Annotated in this window: 11 protein-coding genes and 1 pseudogene; 6 read left to right on the top strand and 6 right to left on the bottom strand. The window is 68.5% G+C overall.

Annotated elements, in window-relative coordinates; genetic code table 11:
• Positions 1-9 precede the first annotated feature (9 nt).
• The 6 genes and pseudogenes from ACWGE0_RS31645 to ACWGE0_RS31620 form a co-directional block, all read right to left on the bottom strand.
• Positions 10-384, bottom strand: a complete 375-nt coding sequence (locus ACWGE0_RS31645; RefSeq protein WP_452264571.1) for a helix-turn-helix domain-containing protein — start codon at positions 382-384, stop codon at positions 10-12.
• A gap of 91 nt (positions 385-475) precedes the next feature.
• Complete coding sequence (locus ACWGE0_RS31640; RefSeq protein ID WP_452264619.1) at positions 476-751, bottom strand: hypothetical protein; 276 nt, start codon at positions 749-751, stop codon at positions 476-478.
• A gap of 35 nt (positions 752-786) precedes the next feature.
• The gene (locus ACWGE0_RS31635; protein ID WP_452264618.1) at positions 787-1,272 is read right to left on the bottom strand and encodes a hypothetical protein; all 486 of its coding nucleotides are present in this window, start codon (positions 1,270-1,272) and stop codon (positions 787-789) included.
• Positions 1,256-1,690, bottom strand: a pseudogene (locus tag ACWGE0_RS31630) (DNA cytosine methyltransferase); the annotation flags it as partial. The pseudogene ACWGE0_RS31630 and the gene ACWGE0_RS31635, both read right to left, overlap by 17 nt.
• Positions 1,687-2,700: a DNA methyltransferase gene (locus ACWGE0_RS31625; RefSeq protein WP_452264570.1), complete on the bottom strand. Its 1,014-nt coding sequence runs from the start codon at positions 2,698-2,700 to the stop codon at positions 1,687-1,689. The gene ACWGE0_RS31625 and the pseudogene ACWGE0_RS31630, both read right to left, overlap by 4 nt.
• Positions 2,697-3,446: a hypothetical protein gene (locus ACWGE0_RS31620; protein ID WP_452264569.1), complete on the bottom strand. Its 750-nt coding sequence runs from the start codon at positions 3,444-3,446 to the stop codon at positions 2,697-2,699. The genes ACWGE0_RS31625 and ACWGE0_RS31620 overlap by 4 nt, the downstream gene beginning before the upstream one ends.
• A gap of 578 nt (positions 3,447-4,024) precedes the next feature.
• Here ACWGE0_RS31620 and ACWGE0_RS31615 point away from each other — a divergent pair.
• The 6 genes from ACWGE0_RS31615 to ACWGE0_RS31590 all read left to right on the top strand — a co-directional run bounded on the left by ACWGE0_RS31615 (position 4,025) and on the right by ACWGE0_RS31590 (position 12,468).
• Positions 4,025-5,014, top strand: coding sequence for a hypothetical protein (locus ACWGE0_RS31615; protein ID WP_452264568.1), 990 nt, complete (start codon positions 4,025-4,027; stop codon positions 5,012-5,014).
• 98 nt (positions 5,015-5,112) lie between these two features.
• On the top strand, positions 5,113-5,403 hold the full coding sequence (locus tag ACWGE0_RS31610; RefSeq protein WP_452264567.1) for a hypothetical protein: 291 nt from the start codon (positions 5,113-5,115) through the stop codon (positions 5,401-5,403).
• Positions 5,404-5,580: 177 nt separating this feature from the next.
• Positions 5,581-7,029 carry a hypothetical protein gene (locus tag ACWGE0_RS31605; RefSeq protein WP_452264566.1) on the top strand — a complete coding sequence of 483 codons (1,449 nt, stop codon included), beginning with the start codon at positions 5,581-5,583 and terminating at the stop codon, positions 7,027-7,029.
• Positions 7,026-8,129 carry a PrgI family protein gene (locus tag ACWGE0_RS31600; RefSeq protein WP_452264565.1) on the top strand — a complete coding sequence of 368 codons (1,104 nt, stop codon included), beginning with the start codon at positions 7,026-7,028 and terminating at the stop codon, positions 8,127-8,129. Before ACWGE0_RS31605 ends, ACWGE0_RS31600 begins: the two co-directional genes overlap by 4 nt.
• A complete protein-coding gene (locus ACWGE0_RS31595; RefSeq protein ID WP_452264564.1) occupies positions 8,129-9,970 on the top strand; it encodes a VirB4 family type IV secretion system protein in 1,842 nt (613 codons plus the stop codon). Before ACWGE0_RS31600 ends, ACWGE0_RS31595 begins: the two co-directional genes overlap by 1 nt.
• Positions 9,967-12,468, top strand: a complete 2,502-nt coding sequence (locus tag ACWGE0_RS31590) for a type IV secretory system conjugative DNA transfer family protein (protein ID WP_452264563.1) — start codon at positions 9,967-9,969, stop codon at positions 12,466-12,468. The genes ACWGE0_RS31595 and ACWGE0_RS31590 overlap by 4 nt, the downstream gene beginning before the upstream one ends.
• Positions 12,469-12,471 lie beyond the last annotated feature (3 nt).

The following is a 12,471-nucleotide window of genomic DNA, read 5'->3' as shown; positions in this document are numbered from 1 at the left end:
ACGAGGGGATCAAGCTGGTGGTGAAGTCTTGCCGGATTGGGTAGTTCGCGGACCGGTGCGCACGTCTTGCTTGCTTTCCTCGGCGATCTGATCGATGTCCTCGCGGGAGAAGCGGAGGTGCTTTCCCAGGAATCTGCAGGGGATTGCGCGAGCGGTGGCGCGTCGGCGCAACCACGACGCGCGAACCTGAAGTAACTGCGCGGCTTGGTCGGCGGTGAAGAGCAACTGCTCTTGTGCGCTTGCCTCGTCGCCTGGCGATGACGGCGCCTCTTCTGGCAGCGCAGACACCACAGCTAGGTCGCGCGGTTCGGGCAGTTGAACCGCGGGTGCCCGTGAGAGTTGGAGACGGCCGGGGGTGCGTGGACGCCGTGCGTTGTTACTCATGGTGTGGTCCTCGGTTGTCCGTGAGGCTGCGACAACGTCAAGCAGCTGGCCGGCATCGGTGGCGCGTTACCACGACGTGTTCGGCTCGCGCTCACGCGGCCGGCTTTCCGAGACACGCGTGCTCGGTGAGAAGCGCGGTGAAGTCGTTGAGCAGTAGCGAGATCGCGAGGGTGGCTTGCTGAGGGATCACACCGTTTCCCAGAGCGCGCAGTTGAGCTGTGCGGGGGAGTTGGACCTCGGTGACCCATCCCGGCGGTAGGCCCATGAGGTGTTCGACGAAGGCTGGAGCGAGCACGGGGCGGCCGTGCTGCCCTGCTTGCATGGGGTAGGGCGTCGGTCTGCCGAGCAGCTGTTCCCATCGACGCACGGCCGGGGCGTAGTCACCCCAATCAACGCTCGCACCTACGCGGCGTTCTCCGTCTCGCCCTGTGACAGCAACCGGATGATCGCCGAGGGCAACATGAGGTCGCCCTTGGATCCCCGCTGTGCTGGACAGCCTTTCGTCCCGTCGGTCGCACGAGGCGTCGGCAGGAACACCAACTGGTTCGTAGAAGTGTTGTGGGACGACGCGTTCTGGACCGTTCGGCACTCGTCGCCCAGCGACGGGCCGCCCTTCTGGTTCTTGTGAGCACAGGCCTTCGCATCCGACGCCGTCGGTGTAGGCAGCACCTTGATGACGCTGTTCACCGCGTCGTGCAGGCTGACCTGGTGACCCAGTTGCCGACGGCGCACCGGGTCGGCCGCCCCGCGGTTGTCGCCGTCGCGCGCTTGCGGCGTCGGCAGCATGCGCGGCGGCGCCAGTGCGAGGCCAGGCGAGCAGGAACACGCGTTCGCGTCGGTGCGGGGCGCCGATGTCGCAGGCGCGGACGCTACGCCAGAGCGCGTCATACCCCGCTTCGGCCAGGTCGCCGAGTACACGGTGGAGTCCTCCGTTGCGCCAGCGAAGCGCGGCGACGTTCTCCACGATGAGCAGCGCGGGTCGTAGTACGCGAAGGCCCGCCACGATGTCTGTCCACAAGCCACTGCGTTCGCCCTTCTCAATGCCGACGCGCTTTCCGGCGGCGGAGATGTCCTGGCACGGGAACCCGGCGACGAGCACATTGATCGGGTCGACTTGCGTCCACTCGATGGCGCGCAGGTCGCCGAGGTTCGGCACCTCTGGCATGCGCGCCGCGAGGATCCGCGCGACGTGTGGATCCGGATCCGCGCACCACGCGATTCGGCCGCCACCGAGCGCGGCGAGCACGCCGAGGTCGAGTCCGCCGTAGCCCGTGCAGAGCGATCCGAGCACGGGGCCGGCGTTCATGCCGCCCGGCTCCGCGGTTGTTTGCCGCCGAGAAGTTCGTCGGCGGCGCGGCGCCTTGCTCCGCGCGTGAGTGCGGTGCGGAACACGAGGACGTCTTCGTGCGCGATCAGGTGCAGCGGCAGTCCGGCCTCGCGCTGTTTGCGGATGAAGTCGCGCTGGAAGAAGCTGCCGCGCGCCACGAGCTCGTTCTCGGCGGCGCGGGCGAGGAGTGCGACGTTGCGTTCGACGGGGATCAGGCCGGCGGTGCGGGCGCAGGTGAGGATCTGCGAGGGCAGGTCGATGAGTTCGGAGTGTTCGCGCCAGGGGCGGATGGTGATGGCGATGTGTCCGCCGGGGCGCAGGAAGGTGCGTAGCGCGGCGAGGATGCGGGTGAAGCCGGTGAGCAGGCGGTGGTGGCCGATGTTGGCGAGGTTGCCGCGGTCGAGCGTGTTGCCGTAGAGGTGGTGGTACTTCTGCACACCCTCTCCCGGCGCGACCGCGACCTGCCCGTGTGTCGACGGGCCGTAGGGCGGGGACGTGACGACGAGCGCGGCCTGTCCCACGTACTTCTCCGGCAGCAGCGTGATGAGCTGGCGCGCGTCGCCGTGGACTACCTCGGCGTCGGAGTCGTGGCCGTGTTCGCGCGCGAGGTTGAGGTTCGCTCGAGCGACGTCGACCCAGTGAGGTTCGTACTCGACGCCGACGGCGCGGCGGCCCAGGCGCACGGCTTCGACGAGAGTGGTGCCGATGCCGCACATCGGGTCCAGGATCAGGTCGCCCGGCTCCGTGTAGTGGGTGACCGCGTGCCGCACCACCTCGGGCAGCATCTTCGCGGGATGCGCGGTCGACTCGGGGACGTACTTGTTCTTGCGCTGCGAAGCCGGTGAGGCCTGCGCGGTCGTCCACACGGACACAGAGACTTCCTGCGGCGAGACGCTGGAGGTACCAGGCGGCCGAGTGTCGGTCGTCGTGTCGTCCACAGCTTTGTCCACAAGGGTGACGGTGGAGGCGCTCTTCGTGGGCTTGCTCATCGGAGGTCTCCGCTCTTGTCGGTGGTGTCCAGCTGGGCGCGCTGGCGGTTGTGCGGCTGGGCGAAGACCAGGACGTCGGAGTGGATGCGCAGGTGTGGTTCAGGCAGGCCGCGCACCTGGGCACGGTGTCGTCCTCGGGCCGCCTCGTCACTGGACGAACCGTTTGTGAGGTGCTCGTCGGTGAGCCGGAAGCACCCGTCGTGCACCGGCACGTGCACGGCGACTACGTGCTGGAGGTAGAGCAGGTCCGCGTTCTGCGCGGACGCCACGGCTTGGCCTGTTGGGTCGTGCAGTTCGCCGGTCGTCCAGTCGCAGTGCGTGAGAACGACGAGGATGCCGCCGGAGCGCAGCAACTGCGCCGCGGTCAGCGCGACGAGGTCGCTGGCGCCGCCGCCGAAGTGGCTCGGGTGCACGCTGGCGATGACCAGGTCTGCCTGTTCGAGCGGGTCCACGACATGCGACGCGGCTTCGTTCGCTTCCGCGTCGGCACGGACACGGCCGAGACGCGCCTCGCGACCAAGGCGCTCGACAGCGTGCCGGGCGTCGTCCAACTCAGGATCTGCATCGGCGTCGGGTGAGCGTCGAACGACGCCGTCGTGGTCGACTACGCCCAGGCTTGTGCGCGTTGGCCACGGCAACAGCACGACCCGATCGCCCGCAGAGCTGAACGACGACACGATCTTCTCGACGAGTTCGGCTGGCCAGGTGGCGTCGACGTCGATCCCGGTCGGCCCAGCGGTCCACACGGTTGCCGGCGTCGGAGTCGAGGCGGAGCCGCGTGCCTGCGTGCGACTGGTCCCAGGAGCAGGTTTCGCCGGGCTGACGTGGCTGATGTTCGGGGCGGTCGGCCACGGTCGACGGTCCTCGTTCCGGCGGCCTCGAGGTCCTGCTGAGCTTGGGCGAGTGCGATCGGCATGAGCGCGGCGAGCGCGGTTGCCGGGAGTGTCGGAGTCGGTCACGGGTTGTCCCTCCGCAGACTGGGGGCGCCGCGATTGCGAGGCGCTGATGACACCCCTGAACTCCGAAATAAAGTGGCCGCGGGGACAGGGCACTACGAAGTGCTGATGCGGCATTCGCAAATTTCCTGGAGTAATTCCGGCGATCGTGCGACGACGTCTTACCAAGGTGTCACCGGGCTATTACCGCGCAGGTGGTCGGCGGTCGCAGTCGATGATCTGCGCTGGCAGGAGGCCCGGTCTGAGGGCCTGATTGATCGCTGGTAAGCGAGCGGTAGTAGTTCGGTGCCTTCGCGGTAAGAGGCTGGTGCCACCCGTTGTGGCGTCCTGAGCGAGTCAATCTTCCGACTCGTTTCAGGGGTAATCCCATGACTTCGCATCGCAGGACTGCGCGCTCTGGTTTCGGGCGCGATGGCATGCCTTTGGACGCCGCGCGATCGGCGTTCGAGTGGTTGGTCACCGGCCCGCATCCGGTGTCACTCGACGGCCGCGTGTTCCCCGGTCTCCCGCCTCAGCAGGTTCCTCTCGACGAGGTGCGCAACCGGCTGCTGCGCCGCGGCTGTTCGCAGAAACTGCGGGACGCGGTGTGGGCTCATTTGGTCCTGCGTGCTCGCACCGACGGTGCCACCTGGACTGTCGGCTGCGTCGGGGTGGCACTGCCGGCGCTGATCGCCACCGCGTCGACGTTGTCCGCGAAGTTCGCCGACGACCCCAGCGACATCCACGCCGCAGTGCTCGCCGGATTCGTCGCCGAGCTCGCCGTGGTGGATCTGCGCAAGCCCCGCATCATGCTGCGGCTGCGCTGGGCGGCGTACCGCGCCGGGCACGCCGCGGTACGCGAAGCTCTCGACGCGCCGGTGCCGTCCGGACACGGGTTCCGCTCAACCCTTCCGCCGCCTCCGTGGGGTCATCCCGACTTCGTCCTCGCCCGCGCTGTCGCAGAGGGCGCGATCACCTCCGCCGAGGCAGAACTGATCGGCTCGACGCGTTTGGAAGGCATCGCTCTCGCGGACGCCGCGACTGAACGCGGCTTGTCCTACGAGGCGGCGAAGAAGGCGCGGCAACGCGCCGAACTACGACTCGTCGCTTACCTGCGCGACGGCGCGAGCACGGCTGCGGACAACGGCAGCGAAGCGGACGTGGCCGACTACGTCGCCGACTCGGTCGTCATCACCGACGCTGCCGCAAGGTCGGTCAGGGCGGGGGCATCGGACGCGAAAGTCCACAGCGGAGTGTCCCCGCGACGGCGAATTCGCGGAGTTCAGGGGTGCGGGAGGAAAGCAGCTCCCGCGCACACCTCGTCCGAGCTGTCTGAGTGCACTTCGGACTCAACTCCGGGAGTGTCGCGATGCGCCTGACACGAATCCCCGTTCGCTCTCGTTCCAACGAAAACGACACCACACGTCGGAGCGCTGTCGTTCGGCGGCGGGGTCCGCTGATCGCCGGGCTGCTCCTGGTGGCGTTGCTGGCCTCGGCAACAACGGCGGCCGCCGACACCTCGGTGCTGGCGATCGCCGAGAGCGTCGACCAAGTTCTGAACAACATCCGCAACTGGTTGATGGGCATCCTCGCCGGGCTCGCGACGGTGGCGGCGACCATCGGCGGAGTCCGGCGCGTCTTCGGTGGCGGCGATCCCAGCGAGCAGGAGAAGTCCAAGGAGGCCTTCAAAGCCGCCGGTTGGGGCTACGCATTGGCTGCGCTCGCGCCGCTGCTCGTCGCCGTGCTCAAGGGCATCGTGGGGGCGTAGGCCATGTCCACGACGAGTCTCTTGCGCGGTCCGACGTGGCGTCGAACCGTCGTAGTTCTGCTGGCCACATTCCTCACTCTGGTTGGTCGCGGCGTTGCAGCAGCCGAGCCACCGACACCGCCTCCTCCGCCTAGCCCATCGGGTGGCGAGTGCGGCATCACCGATATCGGCGCATGTGTGGCCGACGGCATCAACAGCTTTTTCTGGGCGTTGGTGGTCGGTGCGCTCAACTCGTTGCTGAAGCTGGTGGGCGAGACGCTGCTGGCCACGCCGACGCTGGAGCAGCTGCCGCGAGTGGGCGAGCTGTGGGAGTCCTCGCGCGGCATCGCCGTCGCGTCGTACGCCCTGCTGGTCATGGTGGCCGGGATCGTGCTGATGGCCTACGAGACGCTGCAGACGCGCACGACGATCCGGCAGGTCGCGCCGCGCATCGCGGTGGGATTCCTCGCGGCGAACCTGTCGCTGTTGCTGGCGGGCAAGGCCATCGAGTTCGCCAACGCGCTGTCCACCGGCCTGCTCGGCATGGGACTAGATCCCAGCAGCACGGCGAAAACCCTCAGCATCTTGCTGACGCAGACGGTGATGAGCTCGATCACCAGCGCCGGTCTCTTCGGGACGCTGATCTCGCTCGGCCTCGTCGTGCTGCTCATCTCGTTGGTGGGTACCTACGTGATGCGGGTGGCGGTGACGGTCATCCTGTTGGCCGGGGCTCCGCTGTTCCTCATCTGCCACGGGCTTGAGCAGACTGACGGCATCGCGCGCTGGTGGTGGCGGGCCTTCTTCGGGGTGCTGGGAATCCAAGTCGGACAGTCGCTGGCCCTCATCGCGGCGTTGCGTGTGTTCTTCGCCGAAGGCGGCTTCACGATCTTCGGCCCCACACCGAGCGGTCTCATCAACCTGATCGTCACCGGCGCACTGCTGTGGGTGCTGGTCAAGATTCCGGGTTGGGTCATGCACCACATCCAGATCGGTGGTGGCGGGCGTACGTTCCTCGGCTCGCTGATCCGCGGCTTCCTGATGTACAAGACCTTCGGCCTCCTGAAGGGCGCGACCGCAACCGCCGCGACCGCCGCCCACAGCGGACACGGCCGCCGTGGCGGCGGGCAGAGCGGTCCCACCGACCCGTACGCGAACACGCGCACCACGGGCGACGGCCAGTACATGCTGCCCTTGGGCGGGCTGCGCAAGGTGAAGGCAAAGCCCAAACACGATGCCGCCGAACCGACAACCGCGGTGCGGCCCAAGGGACAGCTGACGTTGCCGTTCGAGCACGGATGGCCGGAGAACCGGCCCGTCCTCGGCCGCGACGGGCAGTACCGCCTCCCGCTGAATGTCAAGCGAGCACCGCGACCGACCGGTGCCACGGCAAGTTCCACGCCAAGGACGGCACCCCGGTCCGGTCGGCAGCTCGAGCTGCCGTTCGACCCCTACAAGGGCAACCGGCCGTCGCGCGACGGCCAGTACTCACTGCCCTTGGACGACGTCGCCAGGACAACGCCGCCCAAGCCCGCGTCACCCGCGCCGACACCAGACGACCGCCTCGCGTGGCGCAGCAAACGACAGCTCCGGCTACCGCTGGACCTGCCGAAACCGCCCCGCCCGAAACCTGGAGGTGCTCGGCCATGACCGCACCTGTTCGCATCCCGGCCGATGTCGACATGCACGACCGTGTGCTCGGCCCGCTGACCGCGCGCCAGCTGGCTGTCCTCGCCGGTGCAGCAGCAGTGCTCTACCTGATCTGGATGGGCACGAGCGCGTTCCTGCCGTTGCCGCTCTTCCTCACCTTCGCGGTTCCGTTCGCCGTCGCCTCGGCGACCATCGCCTTGGGCAAGCGCGACGGCGTGCCGATGGACAAGCTGCTGCTCGCCGCGCTCCGCCAACGCCTCGCGCCACGGCATCGCGTCACCGCGCCCGACGGCGTGCTGCCGGCACCGGCCTGGCTCGGCGACGGGGACGAGGCCGTGTCTCCGTCGTCGCTTCAGTTGCCCGCGGAAGGTGTCACCGAGGCCGGCGTGGTTGATCTCGGCGTCGACGGCCTCGCCGTTGTCGCGGTGGCCTCCACCGTGAACTTCGCGCTGCGAACACCGAACGAACAGGACGCACTGGTCGCGTCGTTCGGCCGGTACCTGCACTCGCTGACCGCCCCGGTTCAGGTGCTGGTGCGCACCGACCGCCTCGATCTCTCCGCTCAAATCGCCGAGCTGCGCGACCGCGCTGGAGGTCTCCCTCATCCCGCGCTGGAAGCCGCAGCGTTCGAGCACGCCAACTACCTCGCGCAGCTCGGCGCGCAAACCGAGCTGCTGCGCCGGCAGGTGTTGCTCGTGGTCCGCGAGCCGATCGCGACCGCCGCACCGCCGGATGGACTCGGCGGACCGAGCGTGCTCAGCACGCTCGCGGGCAAGCGCCGCAAACGGGGAGCGCGACGAACGACAACCGGGGAGCGACGAGCAGCCGAAGCACGCTTGGTGCGTCGCCTCGGCGAAGCGATCGAACTCCTCGCTCCAGCCGGGATCGCGGTGACACCACTGGACGCCAGCCAGGCCACCGCGGTACTCGCCTCGGCCTGCAATCCCGACAGCTTGCTGCCGCCGTCCGCAGGGCTCGCCGCAGCAGACGAAGTCATCACCACCTCCAATTCGGACATTGACTACGGCTTGCTCGACAGCAGCAGGGACAGCGACTGGGACTACGACGACGAGTTCGACGACGTGCGGGGACAGTCGTGATGGGCGCCCGCGCGGTACGTCACCAGCCGTCAGCTACGGCGTTCACCCCGGACGCCCTGTCGGTCGCGCCGAGGCATCTCGAAGTCGGCGGGGAGTGGGTCGCCAGCTTCGCCGTGGTCGGGTTCCCACGCGAGGTGCACGCGGGGTGGCTCACGCCGTTGCTCACCTATCCCGGCCGACTGGACGTGTCGCTGCACGTCGAACCGATCGACGCCGCCACCGCCGCGTCCCGGTTGAAGAAGCAGCTGGCGCGGTTGGAGTCCGGACGTAGGCACACCGCCGAGCACGGCCGGTTGTCCGACCCGCACGTCGAAGCCGCGACGGAAGACGCTTACGACTTGTCGTCGCGGGTGGCGCGGGGTGAGGGGAAGTTGTTCCGGGTCGGGCTGTACCTGACGATCCATGCCGCGTCGGAGAAGTCCTTGGCCGACGAGGTCGCGGCGGTGCGGTCGTTGTGCGCGAGTTTGTTGCTGGACGCGAAGCACACGACGTACCGGAGCCTGCAGGGCTGGGTCTCCACGCTGCCGTTGGGCCTGGACCTGATCGGTCTGCGTCGCACCTTCGACACGACGGCGTTGGCCGCGGCGTTCCCGTTCACCAGTCCGGACCTGCCGGCGCCTGATCCCGCGAGCGCTGCGGCACCGGCGGGAGTGCTGTACGGCTACAACATCGGCTCGCAAGGGCTTGTGCACTGGGACCAGTTCGGCGCTGGGATGCATAACCACAACTCGGTCGTGCTCGGCCGCAGCGGCGCCGGCAAGTCCTACTTGGTCAAGCTCGAGCTGTTGCGCAGCCTGTATCGCGGCGTCGAGATCGCCGTCATCGACCCGGAGGACGAGTACGCACGGCTCGCAGCGGCGGTCGGTGGAACCTACGTCCACCTCGGTGCCGCCGGTGTGCGGCTGAACCCGTTCGACCTTCCCATCCAGACCCGCGCGGACGGCCGCCGCACCGCACCGAAGGACGCCCTCGTCCGCCGATCGCTGTTCCTGCACACCGTCATATCCGTGCTCTTCGGCGCAGAGCTGAAGGCCACCGAGCGCGCTGCGCTGGACCAGGCGATCGCGGCGACCTACGAGAACGCGGGCATCACGGCCGACACCCGAACCTGGACCCGGCCGTCACCAAGGCTCGTCTCGTTGCGCGACGAGCTCGCGCATGCTGGTGAGACCGGGGACAAGGCTGCGGCGGAGCTCGCGGCGAGGTTGCACCCATTCGTCGACGGTTCGTTCAAGCAGCTGTTCGACGGGCCCAGCAGCGTCAGTCCCGAAGGCCACCTCACCGTGTTCAGCCTCCGGGACCTTCCCGAAGAGCTGAAGGCGATCGGCACGCTGCTGGTCCTCGACGCCCTGTGGCGGCGGGTGTCCAATCCCGCGATCCGCAGGCAGCGCCTCGTCGTCGTGGACGAGGCATGGCTGCTGATGCGCGAGCGTTCCGGCGCGGAGTTCCTGCTCCGCATGGCCAAGGCGTCGCGCCGACACTGGGCCGGGCTCAAGATCATCACTCAGGACGAGGGCGATCTGCTCAGCACCCAGCTCGGACTGGCGGTGGTCGCCAACGCCGCCACACAGATCCTGCTGCGGCAAGCACCGCAAGCAATCAACGAAGTCACGCGCGCCTTCAACCTGTCCGCCGGCGAACGCGCCTTTCTCCTGTCGGCTGATCGCGGCCAAGGTCTGCTGTCCGCTGGAACGCAACGGGTCGCGTTCCAGAGCATCGCCTCCCCGACCGAGCACTACCTCGTCACCAGCAGCCCCGCCGAACTGGCCGCCTACGCCGACACGACCGACGCGGACGACTCAACCGGGTTCGTCGATCTCGGATTCGGTGACGAGTCATGATCGGGGACTACCTGGTCGATCCCGCCGGCACGGTGCGCGCGATCTTCAACCGGGTGCTCGGCCTCGCGCTGGAGTGGGGACCACTTGCTGCCCCGCTGCTCCTTGCCGCCGTCCTCGCGTTCATCGCCGGGCGCAAGTGGTGGGCTCGTCGCCGTCACGACCTGCTGGTCGCCGACGCGCGCGAAATCACCGTGGTCGTGCCGCCAGTCGTTGATCCCGCAGGCGGAACAGCGCTGTGGTCGAACCTCGTCGGCCTGCTGCGTCCGGGCTGGCGCCGGATGTTCAGCGGACAGCCGCACCTGGCGTTCGAGTACCTGTTCTCGGAAACCGGTGTTGCGATCCGGCTATGGGTGCCGGGCGTCATCCCGCCCGGCTTGGTGGAGCGCGCGGTCGAAGCCGCGTGGCCGGGCGCGCACACCCGCGTGACCCCGGCAAGTCCGCCGCTTCCCACTCCCGGTGACGGCCAGCGTCGGCTGGTGGTTGGTGGTGAACTTCGGCTCGCCCGGCCCGAAGCGCTGCCGATCCGCGACGCCTTCGACGCCGATCCACTTCGAGCGCTCCTCGGCGCACCGGTCGGGCTAGGGCGGTACGAGTACGCGTGCGTGCAGATCCTGGCTCGCCCTGTCACTGGACGCCGGGTTCAGCGGGCTCGCCGTGCGGCAGGCCGAGTCCACAGCGGAGGGTCGACCCGTCTCGTCGGTCGGCTGCTGGACTTCATCACTCCTGGTGCCACAACGAAGTCACGTCGTACGACCGGCCGCATAGCCGCGGGAGCGTTGCACAGCAACCCGCAGACTTCGCTGGAGTTCAGCGCCCAGAACCGCGCCATCGTCACCAAGCAGCGAGGTTCGCAGTTCGAGACCGCCGTCCGGTACGCCGTGGCCACCTTGCTGCCCGTCGACACCGGCGACGCTCAGCTCCGCGAGGCTCGTGACATCGCACGTGGCCGGGCACACGCACTCGCGGCCTCGTTCGCTTCCTACACCGAGCACAACCACTACACCCGCCGCCGCCTCCGGCGCCCCGGCGACGTGGTCAACTCTCGTCGCCTCGGCACGGGAGACCTGTTGTCGGTGCCGGAGCTTGCTGCGATCGGACACTTGCCGACCGACGCGAGCATCGCCGGCATCCAGCGCGCCGGAGCTCGCGCGGTCGCACCACCGCCGGGCGTAGCCGTGCCAGGTCCCGATGCTGTGCCTCTCGGCGTCACCGACGCGGGCCACGAACGTGCTGTCGCGCTTCGGGTCCCGGACGGCCGCCACCACGTGCACGTCATGGGCGCCACGGGCTCCGGCAAGTCCACCCTGCTGGGCAACATGATCCTCGCTGACGCCGAAGCCGGTCGGGGAATCGTGCTGATCGACCCCAAGGGCGACCTCGTCACCGACGTCCTGTCCCGCTTGCCCCGCGCGGTCGCCGACCGCGTGGTGATCTTCGACGCGGACAGCAAGACCCGGCCGCCGTGCCTGAACCCGCTCGACGGTGGCGAAACCGACCTTGCCGTCGACAACCTCGTGTCGATCTTCCGCCGGGTCTACTCGGCGTTCTGGGGGCCGCGTACCGACGACGTCATGCGCGCGGCCTGCCTGACGCTGCGCACCCAGGAAGGCGTCGCCACGCTGGCTGACTTGCCGAAGCTGCTCGCAGACGAAGCGTTCCGCAGCCGCGTGACGGCAGGCGTCACCGATCCCGTGCTGCGAGGTTTCTGGTCCTGGTACGAGGAACTCACCGATTCGCAGCGCAGCCAGGTGATCAGCCCGCTGATGAACAAGCTGCGCGCCTTCCTGCTGCGGCCGTTCGTGCGCGACGCCATCGCGGGCGGCCAGTCCACCGTGGACATGGGCGAGGTGCTGGACGGCGGGATCTGCCTCGTCCGCATCCCCAAGGGCTCGCTCGGTGAGGAGACCACCCGGCTGGTCGGATCCGTGGTCGTCGCGCGCACCTGGCAAGCAGCGACCGCTCGGGCCCGCATTCCTCAGCGGCTACGGCGTGACGCGAGCCTGGTGATCGACGAGTGCCACAACTTCCTCAACCTCCCGTACCCGATCGAAGACATGCTCGCCGAAGCCCGCGGCTTCCACCTCAGGAAGGTTCTAGCGCACCAGCACGGCCACCAGCTGACACGCGAACTGCGCGAGGGCTTGTCGACCAACGCCCGCAGCAAGATCTTCTTCAGTGCATCGCCAGAGGACGCGCGCGACCTGTCCCGACACACCGCGCCGCGGTTGTCAGAGCACGACCTCTCCAACCTGGGCCCGTATCACGCGGCCGTCCGACTCGTGGTCAACGGCGGAGAGACTCCCGCGTTCACGATGCGCACGACTCCGCTTCCGCCCGCTGTCCCCGGCCGTGCGAAGGAAATCCGCGCGATCGCGAGAGACACGGCCGACACCCGGCCTGCAGGTCCGACCGCTTCCCCGACAGGAAGTGCTCGTCCTGCGAATCGACGGCAGCCAACAGATCGCCCTCGAAGCGTGGACCCACGTCGAACCACCTGATCT

This window comes from Lentzea sp. NPDC054927, assembly GCF_053610285.1.
The sequence above is the reverse complement of the archived record's forward strand: the minus strand, read 5'-3'. Positions and strand labels throughout refer to the sequence as shown.

Excerpts from the sequence above, each read along its gene's own strand:
- ACWGE0_RS31590 (WP_452264563.1), top strand. The coding sequence starts at position 9,967 with ATGATCGGGGACTACCTGGTCGATCCCGCCGGCACGGTGCGCGCGATC.
- ACWGE0_RS31645 (WP_452264571.1), bottom strand. The coding sequence starts at position 384 with ATGAGTAACAACGCACGGCGTCCACGCACCCCCGGCCGTCTCCAACTC.
- ACWGE0_RS31635 (WP_452264618.1), bottom strand. The coding sequence starts at position 1,272 with ATGACGCGCTCTGGCGTAGCGTCCGCGCCTGCGACATCGGCGCCCCGC.
- ACWGE0_RS31600 (WP_452264565.1), top strand. The coding sequence starts at position 7,026 with ATGACCGCACCTGTTCGCATCCCGGCCGATGTCGACATGCACGACCGT.
- ACWGE0_RS31615 (WP_452264568.1), top strand. The coding sequence starts at position 4,025 with ATGACTTCGCATCGCAGGACTGCGCGCTCTGGTTTCGGGCGCGATGGC.
- ACWGE0_RS31595 (WP_452264564.1), top strand. The coding sequence starts at position 8,129 with ATGGGCGCCCGCGCGGTACGTCACCAGCCGTCAGCTACGGCGTTCACC.
- ACWGE0_RS31625 (WP_452264570.1), bottom strand. The coding sequence starts at position 2,700 with ATGAGCAAGCCCACGAAGAGCGCCTCCACCGTCACCCTTGTGGACAAA.